General features: G+C 71.7%; 15 protein-coding genes. 11 read left to right on the forward strand and 4 right to left on the reverse strand.

What is annotated here, in order from left to right; genetic code table 11:
• Nucleotides 1–57: 57 nt before the first annotated feature.
• Nucleotides 58–1047 (forward strand): helix-turn-helix transcriptional regulator, encoded by a 990-nt coding sequence (locus ACZ6ZP_RS30955; protein ID WP_361465496.1) that lies wholly within the window; start codon nt 58–60, stop codon nt 1045–1047.
• Here the strand turns inward: ACZ6ZP_RS30955 and ACZ6ZP_RS30960 are convergent.
• Both ACZ6ZP_RS30960 and ACZ6ZP_RS30965 read right to left on the reverse strand, forming a co-directional pair.
• Nucleotides 1007–1849, reverse strand: a complete 843-nt coding sequence (locus ACZ6ZP_RS30960; RefSeq protein ID WP_469409174.1) for an alpha/beta fold hydrolase — start codon at nt 1847–1849, stop codon at nt 1007–1009. The genes ACZ6ZP_RS30955 and ACZ6ZP_RS30960 overlap by 41 nt on opposite strands.
• 130 nt (nt 1850–1979) lie before the next feature.
• Entirely contained in the window at nt 1980–2612 is a 633-nt protein-coding gene (locus tag ACZ6ZP_RS30965; protein WP_351165174.1) for a TetR family transcriptional regulator, read from the reverse strand.
• A gap of 117 nt (nt 2613–2729) precedes the next feature.
• On the opposite strand from ACZ6ZP_RS30965, the gene ACZ6ZP_RS30970 reads away from it, so the two are divergent.
• The 4 genes from ACZ6ZP_RS30970 to ACZ6ZP_RS30985 all read left to right on the forward strand — a co-directional run bounded on the left by ACZ6ZP_RS30970 (nt 2730) and on the right by ACZ6ZP_RS30985 (nt 5973).
• Nucleotides 2730–2885, forward strand: coding sequence for a hypothetical protein (locus ACZ6ZP_RS30970; protein ID WP_351165176.1), 156 nt, complete (start codon nt 2730–2732; stop codon nt 2883–2885).
• 46 nt (nt 2886–2931) lie between these two features.
• The gene (locus tag ACZ6ZP_RS30975; RefSeq protein WP_361465492.1) at nt 2932–3270 is read left to right on the forward strand and encodes a hypothetical protein; all 339 of its coding nucleotides are present in this window, start codon (nt 2932–2934) and stop codon (nt 3268–3270) included.
• 48 nt (nt 3271–3318) lie between these two features.
• On the forward strand, nt 3319–4482 hold the full coding sequence (locus tag ACZ6ZP_RS30980) for a cysteine desulfurase family protein (protein ID WP_351165179.1): 1164 nt from the start codon (nt 3319–3321) through the stop codon (nt 4480–4482).
• 201 nt (nt 4483–4683) lie between these two features.
• Nucleotides 4684–5973, forward strand: coding sequence for a cytochrome P450 (locus ACZ6ZP_RS30985; protein WP_351165180.1), 1290 nt, complete (start codon nt 4684–4686; stop codon nt 5971–5973).
• Nucleotides 5974–5991: 18 nt separating this feature from the next.
• On the opposite strand, the gene ACZ6ZP_RS30990 is transcribed toward ACZ6ZP_RS30985, so the two are convergent.
• Entirely contained in the window at nt 5992–6669 is a 678-nt protein-coding gene (locus tag ACZ6ZP_RS30990) for an N-acetylmuramoyl-L-alanine amidase (protein WP_351165181.1), read from the reverse strand.
• A 61-nt stretch (nt 6670–6730) separates the two neighbouring features.
• Between ACZ6ZP_RS30990 and mnmA the strand changes: the two genes are divergently transcribed.
• The gene (gene mnmA, locus ACZ6ZP_RS30995; RefSeq protein ID WP_361465485.1) at nt 6731–7867 is read left to right on the forward strand and encodes a tRNA 2-thiouridine(34) synthase MnmA; all 1137 of its coding nucleotides are present in this window, start codon (nt 6731–6733) and stop codon (nt 7865–7867) included.
• Here the strand turns inward: mnmA and ACZ6ZP_RS31000 are convergent.
• Nucleotides 7864–8202: a DUF427 domain-containing protein gene (locus tag ACZ6ZP_RS31000; protein WP_351165185.1), complete on the reverse strand. Its 339-nt coding sequence runs from the start codon at nt 8200–8202 to the stop codon at nt 7864–7866. The genes mnmA and ACZ6ZP_RS31000 overlap by 4 nt on opposite strands.
• A gap of 62 nt (nt 8203–8264) precedes the next feature.
• Between ACZ6ZP_RS31000 and ACZ6ZP_RS31005 the strand changes: the two genes are divergently transcribed.
• The 5 genes from ACZ6ZP_RS31005 (at nt 8265) to ACZ6ZP_RS31025 (ending at nt 15410) form a co-directional block, all read left to right on the forward strand.
• Entirely contained in the window at nt 8265–8810 is a 546-nt protein-coding gene (locus ACZ6ZP_RS31005; protein WP_351165186.1) for an LOG family protein, read from the forward strand.
• Nucleotides 8811–8854: 44 nt separating this feature from the next.
• Nucleotides 8855–9544, forward strand: coding sequence for an SDR family oxidoreductase (locus ACZ6ZP_RS31010; protein ID WP_351165187.1), 690 nt, complete (start codon nt 8855–8857; stop codon nt 9542–9544).
• The gene (locus ACZ6ZP_RS31015) at nt 9541–10539 is read left to right on the forward strand and encodes a methionine synthase (RefSeq protein ID WP_351165188.1); all 999 of its coding nucleotides are present in this window, start codon (nt 9541–9543) and stop codon (nt 10537–10539) included. The genes ACZ6ZP_RS31010 and ACZ6ZP_RS31015 overlap by 4 nt, the downstream gene beginning before the upstream one ends.
• A gap of 30 nt (nt 10540–10569) precedes the next feature.
• Nucleotides 10570–12753 carry an NAD-dependent DNA ligase LigA gene (ligA, locus tag ACZ6ZP_RS31020; RefSeq protein WP_469409182.1) on the forward strand — a complete coding sequence of 728 codons (2184 nt, stop codon included), beginning with the start codon at nt 10570–10572 and terminating at the stop codon, nt 12751–12753.
• A gap of 251 nt (nt 12754–13004) precedes the next feature.
• Complete coding sequence (locus ACZ6ZP_RS31025; protein ID WP_351165192.1) at nt 13005–15410, forward strand: putative bifunctional diguanylate cyclase/phosphodiesterase; 2406 nt, start codon at nt 13005–13007, stop codon at nt 15408–15410.
• Nucleotides 15411–15503: the final 93 nt, after the last annotated feature.

The following is a 15503-nucleotide window of genomic DNA, read 5'->3' on the forward strand; positions in this document are numbered from 1 at the left end:
CCCCTTCCCGCCCTGTCCTGACAGTCGATGTCAGCCTTTTCCGTCATCCTTGGCCGCGTGAAATCCGACCGGCTGCTCTCGATCCTGCTGCTGCTCCAGACGCGTGGGCAGGTACCCGCCCATGAACTCGCCGAGCGCCTCGAAGTCTCCGTACGCACCATCTACCGCGACATCGAGGCGCTCTCCACCTCCGGCGTCCCGGTGTACGCGGAGCGGGGGCGGCACGGGGGCATCGCGCTGCTTCCCGGGTTCCGTACGGACGTCACGGGGCTCACCGCGGACGAGTCGCGGGCCCTGTTCATCCTGGCCGCGCAGGGCGCGCACGCCGCGCTCGGGCTCGACGCGGCGCTGGGCTCCGCGCTGCGCAAGGTCATGGCGGCCCTGCCCGAACCGCACCGGCCCGCCGCCGAGTTGACGAGCCGGCGCATCCTCGTCGACTCGGCGCGCTGGATGCCGGGGCCCCGCGGATCGGATGCGGTCACCGTCGACCTCGACGTGCTGCAGGACGCCGTCTTCTCCGAACGGCGGCTGCGGCTGCGCTACCGGCACAGCGGCGACGCGGAGCCGAGCGCCTACACCGTCGACCCCTACGGCCTCGTCTCCAAGGCGGGCGTCTGGTACCTGGTCGCCGACCGGCGCGGCGCCCCGCGGCTCTTCCGCGCCGACCGGGTGCAGGGGGCGACCCTCACGGACCAGCCCGTGCGGCGGAGGGCCGGGGTCGAACTCGCCGACATCTGGGGCGTGCTGAAGCGTCAGGTCGAGGACCGTCCGGTCGGCGTCGAGGTGACGGCGCGGGTCGCGCGCGACCGGTTCGCCCAGTTCCTGCGCCTCAAGGGCCACTTCCTCGCCGAGCGTCCCGAGGACGACGGGGAGAGCGAGTGGATCACGGTCCGGCTGGGGTTCGGGGACGTCGGCGACGCCCGCACGCTGCTTCCGTTCGCCGCCAGTGTGGAGGTGCTCTCGCCGCCCGAGGTGCGCGCCGAACTGGCGTACGCCGCCGCCGCGGTCACCGGCCTGTACGCAGGAAGCGGCTCAGCTCACCGGTGAGCTGAGCGGGCGCGTCCTCCTGTACGAGATGTCCCGCGCCCTCGATCAGCCGCAGCTCGGCGCCCGGGATCAGCCCGGCGAGCTCGTGGCCGCGCTCCACCGGGATCCAGGTGTCGTCCGTGCCCCAGCAGATGAGGACGGGCAGCGCCAACTCGCCGTACCGGCCCCGGATCTCGTCGGTGAACCGCTGGTCGTTCTGCTCGATCTGCCGGTAGAACGCGCCCTTGCCCTCCTCGGTGCACCAGGGTTCGACCAGGCGGTCGAGCACCGCCGGGTGCAGACCGCGGTGGCTCGCCGAGGCGACGTACTCGCGCACCAGTGCCTCGTGCAGGGCGGGCGGCAGCTGGGTGAAGACGTCGGCGTGCGCGCCGAGCAGCCGGTAGGCGGGGGAGCCCCAGGGGGCGAGGGCCACGGGGTCGACGACGGCGAGGCGTTCGTAGCGGGCGCCGTGCAGGAGGTGGGCGCGCAGGGCGACGCAGCCGCCGAAGTCGTGCGCCACGACGGCGGGTTCGTCCAGGCCCCAGTGCGCGATGAGCTCGGTGAGGACACGGGCCTGCGCGGCCAGGGTCACGTCCTGGCCGGAGCGCATCTCCGACGTTCCGTAGCCGGGCAGGTCCCATGCGTACACGCGGTGTTCGTGGGAGAGCGCGCGGGCCACGCCCCGCCAGACGTACGAGGAGAAGGGGGTGCCGTGGACCAGGACGACGGGCGGCGCGTCCTCGGGGCCCAGGGCGGCCCAGCGGACTGTTCCGGTCGGTCCTGCGAAGGTCTGGTCGAGGGTCCAGCCGCGATCGGTCGTCATGACCGTAAGGCTAGTAGCTCCTTACGGGAGAGTCGAGGATCGCGTTACGGGAGAGTCGTCGCGGCGGGGTCCGCGAGCCCTGCTTCCTGGCCGCCGACCGGTTTCCGCTCACCGCTCGTCCGGTTCCGGCTCACCGCTCGTCCAGCCAGTGGCGCCGCCCGAGCGACACCAGGCGCAGCTGCCGTCGCGCGCTGGCCGCCACCTGTTCCTCGGTGCCGGGTGCCGCCTCCAGGAGTGCGGACGCGGTCATCACCATGTGGTCGACGTACATCCTGGCCAGCATCAGGAGATCGTCCTCGTCCCAGCCCGCGGACTCGGGCTCGCGGGCGAACTGGCCCTTCACCTCCTGCGCGAACAGGGTGAGTTGATCGCCTATCGCGGACCGCACGGCCTGCACGCCGCCGTGCTGCTCGCGGGCGATGAAGCGGACGTGGGCGGGGTGCGTGCGCACGTACGCGACGATCAGCTCGACCGCGGCCGCGATGCGTTCCTCGCCGTCGTCTCCGTCGTCGGTCGCCGCGAGGAGCGAGACGAGTGTGGTGTGCAGGCTGCTCAGCGCCTCCTCGACCAGGGCCACGCCCAGGTCGGCCATGTCGCGGAAGTGCCGGTAGAAGGCGGTGGGGGCCACGCCCACGGCGCGGGTGACCTCGCGCAGGCCCAGGCTGCTCAGGCTCTGCTCCTCGAGCAGCTGGAGCGCCGCGTCGAGGAGCGCCTGCCGGGTCTTCTGCTTCTGGGCCTGCCGGACGCCGAGAGTGTGACTCATGCCATGCAGTTAACAACTGTTCTCCGAGATTGAAAAGCCGGAGAGGCGGTACTCTCTATGTCAGTGAACAGTTGTTACCACAAGCGTTCACCGAAACCCTCACACGAGAGGTGTCTCATGCTGTTCCTCGTCGCCGCCCTCCTGCTGCTCGGCGTCGCGATGGGCACCGTGGCCCACGCGCCGGTCTCCGTCTCCCTCGTCGCCGCCGCCGTCATCGGCGTCTGGCTCGTGGTGTTCACGGTCCGCGAGCGGCACGGCCGCCGTCACTCCTGAGCTCCGACCAGCGCTGATCCGTACGGCACCCGAAAGGAGTCGCACCATGGACCTCACGACCATCGCCCACAAGCCCGAGGCCCGGTCCGAGTCGAAGGACTCCACCTCCTCGACCGCCTCTTCCGGCCCCGCCCTCGTCCCCACCGGCCGGCGCGACACCGACGGCATGGCCGTCGCCTCGTTCGTCCTCGGCCTGGTCGGGCTGCTCGTCCTGAACCTCTTCCTCGGCCCGATCGCGATCGTCCTCGCGAGCATCGCGCTGCTGCGCGGGACCAGCCGAAAGGGCCGCGCGTTCCTCGGGCTCGGGCTCGGTGTGGCCGACCTCGTCGTCCTCGCCGCACTGATGTCCATGGACAACACCGTGTCCTGGGGTCTCGCGGGCTGACACCGCTTGGACGCGGGGGCCGCCGGGGCTCGTAGAATCGAGCCCACCATGGCCTACCTCGACCACGCAGCGACCACTCCGATGCTCCCGGAGGCGATCGCGGCGATGACCGCCCAGCTCGCCGTCACCGGCAACGCCTCCTCACTGCACGCCGCGGGGCGCCGGGCGCGACGCACCGTCGAGGAGGCCCGCGAGACGCTCGCCGAGTCGCTCGGCGCGCGCCCCAGCGAGACCGTCTTCACCGCGGGCGGCACGGAGGCCGACAACCTCGCCGTGAAGGGCCTGTACTGGGCGCGGCGCGACGCCGACCCCGCGAGAACCCGGGTCCTCGCCAGCCCCGTCGAACACCACGCCGTCCTCGACGCCGTGCACTGGCTCGGCGAGCACGAAGGCGCCACCGTCGAGTACCTCCCCGTCGACGCGTACGGCCGCGTGCACCCCGAGGTGCTGCGCGAGGCGATCGAGCGCGACCCCGACGACGTCGCCCTCGCCACCGTCATGTGGGCCAACAACGAGATCGGCACCATCATGCCGATCCGCGAACTCGCCGACGTGGCCGGGGAGTTCGACATCCCGCTGCACGCCGACGCGGTGCAGGCCTTCGGCCAGCTGCCCGTCGACTTCGGCGCCTCCGGGCTCGCCGCGATGACCGTCTCCGGGCACAAGATCGGCGGTCCGTACGGCATCGGGGCGCTGCTCCTGGGCCGCGAGTACAGCCCCGTGCCCGTCCTGCACGGCGGCGGGCAGGAGCGTCATGTGCGCTCCGGGACGCTCGACGTGCCCGCGATCGCCGCCTTCGCCGTGGCGGGGCGGCACGCCGCCGGGCAGCGCGAGTGGTTCGCCCGCGAGATCGGCGCGCTGCGGGACGATCTGGTCTCCGCCGTGCGCGAGGCGGTCCCCGGCGCGATCCTGGGGGGAGACCCGGCCGGCCGGCTGCCCGCGAACGCGCACTTCACCTTCCCCGGCTGCGAGGGGGACTCCCTTCTGCTGCTGCTCGACGCCCAGGGCATCGAGTGCTCCACCGGCTCGGCCTGCACGGCGGGCGTGGCCCAGCCGAGCCACGTGCTGCTCGCCACCGGGACCGACCCCGACCTGGCCCGCGGCACCCTGCGCTTCTCGCTCGGGCACACCTCGACGGCGGCGGACGTGGCGGCGGTGGCCCAGGCGATCGGCCCGGCGGTGGAACGAGCGCGGACGGCGGGGCTGAGCTGACTCTCCGCTTGGTCCCGGTTTGTGCCGACAAGTGACCGGGGTGACGCTCGACTCAGTTGCTGACGCCCGGAGTTGATGCCGGTTTCGGCCGCTATCGGGCGGACAGGCGCCGGAGCGGGATTCGAGGCCCACAGCCCGCCGATCTATGCTTGCCGCTCGCGAGTCCGCTCCGCGCGTTCGGGGCCGCACGACAACCCCCTCATGGAGTTCACATTGAAGGCGAACCTCCGCTCTCGCATCGCCGCGCGGCTCGGGCGCATATACCTCTCCAAGATCCAGAAGAACGGGATCAGCGCCTCCGCGATCTCGCGGCTGCCCGAGCCCCTGCTCGCGCCGATGCGCCGCGACGGGCTCGACCCGGTGGCCCGGCTCACCGAGCACCAGGCGGAGCAGCCGATCTCCAGGGTGCCGCTGCCGTTCGGCATGGACGCCTGGGTGGTCACCGGCTACGACGAGGTGAAGGCCGTGCTCGGCGCGACCGGAGGCTTCAGCAACGACTTCACCAACCTCGCGGGCAACGCCGGCGTGGTCGAGGAGCAGAACCCCGGCGGCCTCGGCTTCAGCGACCCCCCGGTCCACACGCATCTGCGCCGCATCCTCACGCCCGAGTTCACGATGCGCAGGCTGCGCCGCCTCACGCCCCGGATCGAGGCCATCGTCGAGGAGCGGCTCGACGCGATGGAGGCCGCCGAAGGGCCCGTCGACCTCGTCCAGGCCTTCGCCCTGCCGATCCCCTCGCTGACGATCTGCGAACTGCTCGGCGTGCCCTACGAGGACCGCAACGACTTCCAGCAGCTGGCCATGGAGCGCTTCGACCTCTTCGGCGGAGCGACCGCTCCCTTCGGCGCCATGTCCGCCTCGCTCTCCTACTTCCGGGACGTCGTCAAGAAGCAGCGCGAGAACCCGGGCGACGGACTGCTCGGCATGATCGTGAAGGAGCACGGCGACACGGTCGGCGACGAGGAGCTCGCCGGTCTCGCCGACGGCATCCTCACCGGCGGCTTCGAGACGACCGCGAGCATGGTGGCCCTCGGCTCCCTGCTCCTCCTCCAGGACCCGCGGACGGCTGCGCGGCTGCGCGAGGAGGAGGCGGCCACCGCGCCCTTCGTCGAGGAGGCGCTGCGCTACCTCACCGTCGTCCAGGTGGCCTTCCCGCGGTTCGCCCGCGAGGACATCGAGATAGCCGGGGTGCTCATCCCCAAGGGCGACCTGGTCCTCTGCTCCCTCAGCGGCGGCAACCGCGACGCCAAGTACACCCCCGACGGCGGCGGCTTCGACCCGCACCGCAAGGCCTCGGGCCACCTCGCCTTCGGCTACGGCATCCACCGCTGCATAGGCGCCGAACTGGCCCGCATGGAGCTGCGCGCCGCCTATCCGGCCCTGGTGAAGCGCTTCCCCCAGATGCGGCTCGCGGTCGCCCCCGAGGAGCTCGCGTTCCGCAAGCTGTCGATCGTGTACGGGGTGGAGTCGCTGCCGGTGCACCTGCGCTAGCCGCCGGCTGCGGCGGGGTCACCCGAGGGCGGTGCGGGCCTTCTTGACCAGCCCTATGTACCGGTCCCAGTCCCAGTGCGGACCGGGGTCCGTGTGGTCCGTGCCCGGCACCTCCACGTGCCCGATGATGTGCTCGCGGTCCACCGGGATGTCGTACCGCTTGCAGATGCCGGCGGTGAGGCGCGCCGACGACGCGTACATGGCGTCGGTGAACGAGGACTTCTTGTCGACGAAGCCCTCGTGCTCGATGCCGATGCTCCGCTCGTTGTAGCTCTTGTTCCCCGCGTGGAACGCCACATCCAGCTCGCGGATCATCTGGGCGACGTGCCCGTCCTTGCGCACCACGTAATGGGCCGCGGCGCCGTGCGCCGGGTCCTTGAACACCCTCAGCGCCGTCGCGTACCCGCCCTGCACCACGTGGATGACGACCATGTCGATTCCGTAGTCGTCCGGGCGGTCGGCCCGGCGCCAGTTGTAGTCGGAAGCCGCTATCCACTGCGCGCCCCGGGCGTCGACCTCGCCCTCCTTGCGCTTCTTGACGACGCCGGGAAGGCGCCACCACAGGCGGCCCAGCTCGTCCGAGGCCAGCACGGCAGTGCCGACGGCCGCCGCCGCACCGCCGATCAGCAGCGTCCTGCGGTTGACGCCGCGGCGCCCCCGCTGCTGCTCCGCCGTCGTGTCCTGTTCTTCCCCCATGTGATCGTCAACGCTTACTCACGGGCGACTGGTTCCCGCGGGCCCGTACCCTGTTAGAGCTATGACTGAGAACCGGACCCCGCAGCGCCCCCGCCCCCTTCGCGTACTCGCCGCCATGTCGGGCGGCGTGGACTCCGCCGTCGCCGCCGCGCGCGCCGCCGAAGCCGGGCACGACGTGACCGGAGTGCACCTCGCGCTCTCGGCGAACCCGCAGTCGTTCCGCACGGGCGCGCGAGGCTGCTGCACCATCGAGGACTCCCGCGACGCACGGCGGGCGGCGGACGTGATCGGCATCCCGTTCTACGTCTGGGACCTGGCCGAGCGTTTCCGCGAGGACGTGGTCGAGGACTTCATCGCGGAGTACGAGGCGGGGCGCACCCCCAACCCGTGCCTGCGCTGCAACGAGAAGATCAAGTTCGCCGCGCTCCTGGACAAGGCGCTCGCGCTGGGCTTCGACGCGGTCGTCACCGGCCACTACGCCACGGTCGTCGTGAACGAGGACGGCACGCGCGAGCTGCACCGCGCATCGGACATGGCCAAGGACCAGAGCTACGTCCTGGGGGTCCTGGACGACCGCCAGCTCGCCCACGCGATGTTCCCCCTCGGTGACACGCTCACCACCAAGGAGGAGATCCGCGCGGAGGCCGAGGAGCGCGGCCTGGCCGTCGCCAAGAAGCCCGACAGCCACGACATCTGCTTCATCGCCGACGGCGACACCCAGGGCTTCCTCGCGGACCGCCTCGGCAAGGCGGAGGGGGACATCGTCGACGCCGACGGGAACAAGCTGGGCACCCACGAGGGCGCGTTCGGCTACACCATCGGCCAGCGCAAGGGCCTGCGGATCGGCACCCCGGCCCCCGACGGCAAGCCGCGCTACGTCCTGGACATCTCCCCGGTGAACAACACCGTGACGGTCGGCCCGGTGGCCGCCCTGGACGTCACCGCCCTGACGGCCATCAAGCCCCGCTGGTGCGGCGCGGCCCCCTCCGGCCCCGGCACGTACACCGCGCAGCTGCGGGCGCACGGCGGCGAGACGCAGGTGCGCGCGGAGCTGGTCGACGGCTCTGAGCTGCGGGTCTCCTTCGACGAGCCCGTACGCGGCGTGGCCCCCGGCCAGGCGATCGTGCTCTACGACGGCACGCGCGTGGTCGGCTCGGCGACGATCGCGACGACGCAGAGGGCCACGGCGGCGGCCTAGGCCCCTGGGGTCTCCACTTCGTAGAAGCAGAAGTGGTCCTTGATCTGCGCCACCGCCTCCTTCGGCTCGGGATAGCCCCAGACCGCGTCCTTGCCGTTCTCGGCGCCGGGCAGCGACCAGTACGACGCCGTTCCCTTGAACGGGCAGTACGTGGTGGTGTCCGAGGGGGTCAGGAGGTCGGTGCGCACATCCTCCGGAGGGAGGTAGTAGCGCACCGGCAAGCCCGTCTCGTGCAGCAGCAGCGGGCGGTGGCTCTCGGCGACGACCTGGCCCTCGCGCACCACGCGTACGTGGTCGGTGCCCTGCTCGACGGTGATCTCGTGTCCTGCGGTCACAGCGTCTCCTTCGGTGAACGGCCGTGTCCCACCCAGTCTGTGCCGGATCGTACGGTGAAGCCATGAACATTTGTGTCTTCCTTTCCGCCGCCGACCTTCCCGAGCGCTACACCCGCCCCGCGCGCGAGTTCGCCGAACTGCTCGGCAAGGGCGGTCACACCCTGGTGTGGGGTGGTTCGGAGAGCGGTCTGATGAAGGTCGTCGCCGACGGTGTGCAGGAGGCGGGCGGGCGTCTCGTGGGGGTTTCCGTCGACTTCCTCGCGGCCAAGGCCCGGGCTGTCTCCGCGCCCGACGAGATGGTGATCGCGCGCGACCTCGCCGAGCGCAAGGCGCTGCTCCTGGAGAAGGCCGACGCCGTCGTGATCATGGTCGGCGGTACGGGCACGCTGGACGAGGCCACCGAGATCCTCGAACTGAAGAAGCACGGCAAGCACACCAAGCCCGTGGTCCTGCTCAACTCGGCGGGCTTCTACGACGGCCTGAAGGAGCAGTTCCAGCGCATGGAGGACGAGGGTTTCCTGCCGGTGCCGCTGACCGGGCTCGTCTTCTTCGCCGAGGAGGCGGTCGGCGCGCTCGCCTACCTGGAAGAGTCCGTGGGCATGCACTGACCTGCCGCGCTGACCTGCACCTGCCGGGGTGCGACGATGGACGCATGGCAACACATGTGATCACCGGCGCCGGCTCCGGCATCGGCGCGGCCGTGGCCCGCCGTCTCCACGCACGCGGCGACGCCCTCGTCCTGCACGCGCGGGACGCGGGCCGGGCCAAGGAACTCGCGAAGCAATTCCCCGGCTCGGAAACGCTCGTGGGCGACCTCTCCGACCCGGACAAGCTCTCCTGGGCGTTCGGCCACCAGTCGCTGCCCGACCGGGTGGACTCCCTGCTCCACATCGCGGGCGTCGTCGACCTGGGCAAGGTCGGCGACCTCACCCCCAAGTCCTGGCGCCACCAGCTCAACGTCAACCTCATCGCCCCCGCCGAGCTGACCCGCCACTTCCTGCCCCAACTCCGCGCCACCCGGGGCCACGTGGTCTTCGTGAACTCCGGCGCCGGTCTGAGCGCGAGCCCCGCCTGGTCCGCCTACGCCGCCTCCAAGCACGGCCTCAAGGCCCTCGCGGACTCCCTGCGCGGCGAGGAGCACGCGAACGGCGTCCGCGTCACTTCCGTCTACCCGGGCCGCACGGCGAGCGCCATGCAGGCCAAGGTCCACCAGCAGGAGGGCAAGGACTACGTCCCCTCCCGCTTCATCGACCCGGAGTCCGTCGCCACGACGATCCTGATGGCCATCGACCTGCCGCGTGACGCGGAGGTCAACGACCTGACGGTGCGGCCCGGACAGTGAACGCATTCAGTTGGGGCCCGGCCACCGGCATCGGGTCGATGCCGGGCGGCGACGCCCGCGAGACCGCGAAGACCGTATCCGGCAGCCTGGAGGAGTTCCCGTACCTGGCCGAGATGCCCGCGCGGGGGCCCGGCGCCGACATGATCGGCCGGACCGCCGGGATGCTGGTCGAGCTCTACGCGCGCGTGGAGCCCAGCGGCTGGCGGATCGGCGACCGGCCCGGGCGGGACACCCGCCGCGCGAAGGCGTGGCTCGGCGAAGACCTCGACGCCCTGGAGGAGTTCACCCAGGGGTACGAAGGGCCGGTCAAGGTGCAGGCCGTCGGCCCGTGGACCCTCGCGGCCGCCCTGGAGCTCAAGAACGGGCAGGCCGCCCTGTCCGACCCCGGCGCCTGCCGGGACCTGGCCGGATCGCTCGCCGAGGGCCTGCGCGCCCACCTCGCGGACGTACGCCGCCGCATCCCCGGGGCGCAGATCGTGCTCCAGCTCGACGAGCCCTCGCTCATGGCCGTGCTGCGCGGACACGTCAAGACGGCGAGCGAGTACCGCACCCACCGCGCCGTGGACCGGCAGCTGGTGGAGAGCACCCTGCGCGAGGTCATCGGCGTCCACGGCGACGGCCCGGCCGTGGTGCACTCCTGCGCGCCCGACGTGCCGTTCGCGCTGCTGCGCCGCGCGGGCGCCGACGCGATCTCGTTCGACTTCTCGCTGCTCACCGAGCGTGACGACGACGAGATCGGGGAGGCCGTCGAGGGCGGCACGAAGCTCTTCCTCGGTGTCGTGCCGGGCGTGGACGGCCCATTGTCAGACCCTGCCGGTAGCGTCATGGGTGTCAGGACGCTGTGGCGCAGGCTGGGGCTGAATCCGGGTTCTCTCGCGGAGTCGGTCGTGGTCACTCCGTCGTGCGGGCTCGCGGGGGCTTCCCCCGCGTACGCGCGCGCGGCGCTCGCCCACTGCGCCCGGGCGGCGAGATCACTCGCGGACAACCCTGAGTAATTGGGTATGACGTAACGGGAGGACGAAACGGTGGCTGTCGAACAGCAAGGCTCTGTGCCCGCCGAGGCACGGGATCAGCACGCCCAGCTGGCCGAACAGATCGAGGAGCACCGCTTCCGGTACTACGTGAACGACCAGCCGGTCGTCAGCGACGCCGAGTTCGACAAGCTCCTTCGCTCGCTCGAGGCCCTGGAGGAGCAGTACTCGGAGCTGCGCACGCCCGACTCGCCCACCCAGAAGGTCTCCGGGGCGTACGAGACCGAGTTCACCTCGGTCCAGCACCGCGAGCGCATGCTCTCCCTGGACAACGCCTTCGACGACGAGGAGCTCGCCGCCTGGGCCGACCGCGTCGCCAAGGAGGTCGGCACCGGCGACCACCACTTCCTGTGCGAGCTGAAGATCGACGGCCTCGCCGTGAACCTCACGTACGAGGACGGCAAGCTCACACGCGCGGCCACTCGGGGCGACGGCCGCACCGGCGAGGACATCACGCCGAACGTCCGCACGATCTCGGACATCCCGGACCGCCTCAAGGGCGACAAGATCCCCGCCCTGGTCGAGATCCGCGGCGAGGTCTTCTTCCCCATGGAGAAGTTCGAGGAGCTGAACGCCCGCCTGGTGGAGGCCGGAGACAAGCCCTTCGCCAACCCGCGCAACGCGGCGGCGGGTTCACTGCGCCAGAAGGACCCGCGCGTCACCGCGACGCGCCCGCTGCACATGGTGGTGCACGGCATCGGCGCCCGCGAGGGCTTCGACATCGACTGCCTCAGCCACGCCTATGACCTCCTGCACGCCTGGGGCCTGCCCACCGCCCAGCACAACAAGGTGGTCCAAGGGCTGGACGGCGTCCGGGAGTTCATCACGTACTTCGGGGAGAACCGCCACTCCGTGGAGCACGAGATCGACGGCGTCGTGGTGAAGCTGGACGAGATCCCGCTCCAGGGCCGCCTCGGCTCGACCTCGCGCGCCCCCCGCTGGGCGATCGCCTGGAAGTACGCCCCCGAGGAGGTCAACACCAAGCTGGTCAACATCCGCGTGGGCGTCGGCCGCACCGGCCGCGTCACGCCGTACGCCCAGGTGGAGCCCGTCACCGTCGCGGGCTCCGAGGTCGAGTTCGCCACCCTGCACAACCAGGACGTGGTGAAGAAGAAGGGCGTCTTCATCGGGGACACGGTCGTCCTGCGCAAGGCGGGCGATGTCATCCCGGAGATCCTCGGCCCCGTCGTCGACCTGCGCGACGGCACCGAGCGGGAGTTCGTGATGCCCGCCGAGTGCCCCGAGTGCGGGACGGCGCTGCGGCCGATGAAGGAGGCCGACATCGACCTCCGGTGCCCCAACGCCCGGTCCTGCCCTGCCCAGTTGCGCGAGCGTCTCTTCTATCTCGCGGGCCGCAAGAGCCTGGACATCGAGAACTTCGGGTATGTCGCGGCGGCCGCTCTCACCAAGCCCCTGGAGCCGTCCGAGCCGCCGATCCTGGACGAGGGCGACATCTTCGACCTCACCATCGAGCGGCTCCTGCCCATCAAGGCCTACGTACTGGATCAGGACAGCGGTCTGCCCAAGCGGGACCCCAAGACGGGCGAGGAGAAGATCGCCACGGTCTTCGCCAACCAGCAGGGCGAGGCCAGGAAGAACGCCGTCTCGATGCTGGAGAACATCGCGGCGGCCAAGGAGCGCCCGCTCGCACGGGTCATCACGGGCCTGTCCATCCGCCATGTCGGCCCGGTCGCCGCCGAGGCGCTCGCCCGCGAATTCCGCTCCGTCGAGCGGATCGAGCAGGCCACGGAGGCGGAGCTGGCCGCCGTCGCGGGCGTGGGCCCGATCATCGCCGCCTCCCTCAAGCAGTGGTTCGAGGAGGAGTGGCACCGGGAGATCCTGCGCAAGTGGCGCGCGGCCGGGGTCCGCATGGAGGAAGAGGGCGGGGGAGAGGACGAGGGGCCGCGGCCGCTCGAAGGCCTCACGGTCGTCGTGACCGGAACACTGGAGAAGCACACCCGGGATGGCGCAAAAGATGCGCTGCAGAGCCGGGGAGCAAAGGTGACCGGTTCCGTTTCCAAGAAGACAGCCTTCGTGGTCGTGGGCGACAATCCCGGCTCGAAGTACGACAAGGCGATGCAGCTGAAGGTTCCGGTTCTCAATGAGGAAGGCTTCGCCGTCCTGCTGGAACAGGGACCGGACGCGGCGATGGAATTCGCGCTTCCGACCGAGGAGTAGCGGTTGAAGGCCACCCGTTCAGCGCATACCAGATGCATACGGGTGGCCGGGTCGCATTCGGGCAACCGTTGTGGACCGCTGCCCGTAGAAGCCTTCTGCGGCCTACTGTTGAGGTGTGCGCCTGCCGTGCCCCGCTGCGATTGGGGGGTATCCCCTGCTCATCGGGAGCACGGGGAAGGGGTTTCAGACGCGGCTGACTTCTGGAGCGAGTCCGCGTGGCGTGGGCACCGCCGGCTGTGAGAGGGACGGGAATGGAACCGACCGAGAGCGCCGCACCGGACTCCCGGCTGCGCGCGCGCCTGCGGCGCGGACCGGGCGCGTGGCTCAGCGGACGCAGAGCGGCACGGGCGGCCCGGGACGCGCGCGAAGCCCAGAGCAGGCTCCCCGCCGTCCCGAGCACCGCAGTTGAGCGACGCGAGCGCGCATGGAGCACCGTCGGCGGTTACGGCACGCAGGAGCTCGGCGTGGGCGAGGCCGCGGCCGCCAGCAACACCGGGCCCCTCGCCACCCAGACCGGGGCCGAGGGGCGGCGCAGGCCGCTGTGGCGCGGCGCCGAGGCGCACGGCCCGGACGACGCGTCCGGCGAGCGCGACCCCTGGCCGGTGCTTCCGGTTGCCGTCGTGGCGATCGCCGCCGTGGTGCTCGGCACGGGCTTCTTCCACGCCTTCACCGGACGCGGCACGCTGTTCCCCTCCGGCACGGTCGGCTGGTCCCTCGCCGTCCTCACCGGCCTCATCGTCGGCCACCTCGTCGCGCTCGGCCGCGACCGCTGGTGGGGCGGCACCGGCTCGGGCGGCGCGCTCACCGTCGCCGTCCTCCTGCTGTACGGCTGGGTGCCCGCCGGCATGGTCAGCCTCACCGTCGTCGTCCTGGTCGGCGTCGCGCGCCGCCACCGCTGGCGCCAGGGCATCCTGCACGGCGCGGTCGACATCCTCGGCATCGGCACGGGCGCCCTGGCCATGGCCGCGTTCGGCACGGCGCCCTCGGTGGAGTCGCCCTGGCTGCCCGAGACCTGGGACCTGTACTCGGCCCCCGAGGTGGCCCTCGCCGCCATCGCCTACCTCGTCGTCACCCGCGTCCTGCTCTGGTACGTCCACGCGCCGCGCACCGGCGCCCTGCCCACGGTCACCCGCACGGCCCTGGTCAGACAGGGCCTCGTCGGCGTCGCGCTGCTCGGCATCGCGCCGCTGATCTGCGTGGTCGCGGCCTCGACGCCCATACTGCTTCCGCTCTTCGCGATTCCCCTGGTCGCGCTCGACTCGACGCTGTGGATCGCGCGGGCCAGGGCCGAGGAGCAGCTGCGCGACCCGCTCACCGGCCTGCCCAACCGGCAGTGGCTCCTGGAGCGGACCTGGACGGCCCTGGACGACGCCGAGCGGATCGGGGCGCGGTCCGCCCTGATGCTGATCGACATGGACCGTTTCCGTTCGGTCAACGACACCCTCGGCCATCTCGCGGGCGACCGGCTGCTCCTGCAGATCGCCGACCGGCTGCGTCTTGCCCTGCCGCGCGGTGCGGAGGCCGCACGGCTGGGCGGTGACGAGTTCGCCGTCCTGCTGCCGATCGCCGACTCCACCACGTCGGCCACCCGCGTGGCACGGTCGCTGGTCGCCGCCCTCGGCTCACCCCTCGACCTGGACGGCCTGACGCTGGTCCTGGAGGCCAGCGCCGGGCTCGCCGTCTTCCCCGACCACGCGATGGACGCCGAGGGCCTGCTGCGGCGCGCGGACGTCGCGATGTACCAGGCCAAGCGGGACCGCACGGGCGTCGAGGTGTACGAGTCCAAGCGCGACTCCAACACCCCCGACCGGCTCGGCCTGCTGGGAGATCTGCGCCGGGCGCTCGACGCGGGTGACGTCGAGCTCCACTACCAGCCGAAGGTCCAGTTCGACGGCCGTGTCGCGGGCCTGGAGGCGCTGGTGCGGTGGGTGCATCCCGAGCGTGGCAAGGTGCCGCCGGACGAGTTCATCGCCATCGCCGAGTCGTCCGGGCTCATGCCGCACCTGACGGAGTACGTCCTGGAGACGGCCCTGTGCCAGGTGGCGAAGTGGCAGGCGATGGGACTCAAGGTCCCCGTCGCGGTGAACGTGTCGCCGCGCGACGTCCACACGCCCGGCTTCGCCGGCGCGGTCGCGGCCCGCCTGGCCCGGCACGGCGTACCGGCGGGGGCGCTGCAGTTGGAAATAACGGAGCACGTCCTGCTGGAGGACCCGCAGCGGGCGGCGGACACCCTGGCGGGTCTGACCGGCCACGGCGTCAAGATGTCGCTCGACGACTTCGGCACGGGGTACTCCTCCCTGGTGCATCTGCGGCGGCTGCCGGTGAGCGAGCTGAAGATCGACCGGTCGTTCGTGGCGCGGCTCGCCATCGACAACGAGGACGCGGAGATCGTCCGCTGCACGGTCGACCTCGCGCACTCCCTGGGGCTGCTCGTCGTCGCCGAGGGTGTCGAGGACGACGAGACGTGGGAGCGGTTGCGCGATCTGGGGTGCGACGCGGTGCAGGGGTGGCTCGTGGCCGCGGCGATGCCGCCGGACGAGACGACCGCCTGGCTGCGGGCCCGGGGCTCACGCGGGTGGCGCAGGCCCGTGGACGTCGCCGCCGAGGAGGCGGCGGCCGCCGCGGAGGCCGAGGCCGGCGCCGACATCGTGAAGTAGCCGCCGGGTGGGAAGAGGCGGTGCCCGGCGCCGCGGGGGAGCGCCAGGACCCCCGCCGAGGGAATCCGTTTCACGTGCACGGGGCGCGGCCCC

This window comes from Streptomyces sp. NPDC054047 (genome assembly GCF_055585065.1).

Bases quoted from the DNA above. Each gene is read 5' to 3' on its own strand.
- ACZ6ZP_RS30960 (WP_469409174.1), bottom strand. From the start codon at position 1,849: ATGACGACCGATCGCGGCTGGACCCTCGACCAGACCTTCGCAGGACCG.
- ACZ6ZP_RS30965 (WP_351165174.1), bottom strand. From the start codon at position 2,612: ATGAGTCACACTCTCGGCGTCCGGCAGGCCCAGAAGCAGAAGACCCGG.
- ACZ6ZP_RS30970 (WP_351165176.1), top strand. From the start codon at position 2,730: ATGCTGTTCCTCGTCGCCGCCCTCCTGCTGCTCGGCGTCGCGATGGGC.
- ACZ6ZP_RS30975 (WP_361465492.1), top strand. From the start codon at position 2,932: ATGGACCTCACGACCATCGCCCACAAGCCCGAGGCCCGGTCCGAGTCG.
- ACZ6ZP_RS30980 (WP_351165179.1), top strand. From the start codon at position 3,319: ATGGCCTACCTCGACCACGCAGCGACCACTCCGATGCTCCCGGAGGCG.
- ACZ6ZP_RS30985 (WP_351165180.1), top strand. From the start codon at position 4,684: ATGGAGTTCACATTGAAGGCGAACCTCCGCTCTCGCATCGCCGCGCGG.
- ACZ6ZP_RS30990 (WP_351165181.1), bottom strand. From the start codon at position 6,669: ATGGGGGAAGAACAGGACACGACGGCGGAGCAGCAGCGGGGGCGCCGC.
- mnmA (WP_361465485.1), top strand. From the start codon at position 6,731: ATGACTGAGAACCGGACCCCGCAGCGCCCCCGCCCCCTTCGCGTACTC.
- ACZ6ZP_RS31005 (WP_351165186.1), top strand. From the start codon at position 8,265: ATGAACATTTGTGTCTTCCTTTCCGCCGCCGACCTTCCCGAGCGCTAC.
- ACZ6ZP_RS31010 (WP_351165187.1), top strand. From the start codon at position 8,855: ATGGCAACACATGTGATCACCGGCGCCGGCTCCGGCATCGGCGCGGCC.
- ACZ6ZP_RS31025 (WP_351165192.1), top strand. From the start codon at position 13,005: ATGGAACCGACCGAGAGCGCCGCACCGGACTCCCGGCTGCGCGCGCGC.